The sequence below is a fragment of the Proteus sp. MB838 genome (assembly GCF_054767435.1).
Genome location: NZ_BAABMO010000121.1, coordinates 1 through 342, shown reverse-complemented (window position 1 = coordinate 342; position 342 = coordinate 1). Strand labels below are relative to the sequence as shown.

At 50.3% G+C, this 342-nt stretch carries 1 protein-coding gene; it reads right to left on the bottom strand.

Translation table 11 applies throughout. The annotated features are described in order from the left end of the window. Positions 1–342, bottom strand: a 342-nt coding sequence (locus ACYUCW_RS18225; RefSeq protein ID WP_460409192.1) for an RHS domain-containing protein, incomplete at both ends; no start/stop codon positions are given.

Below are 342 nucleotides of genomic sequence, written 5' to 3'. Positions count from 1 at the left end.
AGCGATTATAATACAAGCCACTTTCTTCATCTTCATATTGCCCCGCAAAGCGAAAAGGACATTCGGTATAATTAGGGTCATTCTCCGCTTTACCGTCGCGGTAACGCCAAAACTGCATTTGGCCCCACGTATTCAACCTTCCTGCCCAACTGGCTTGTCCGCCTTCACTGAATATCTCTCGCGGGGTGCCTTGGTGGTCGGTGACCACATAGTGCAGTTTGCCCTGTTGATAACGCGCGGTGGGCGTTATTTCTCCGGGTTGATACAGCCATTGAACTTGTTGCGCATTAGCAAGAGTGCCATCGGCATATATCGGCGTTTCTTCTATCAGTTGGTCTCCCG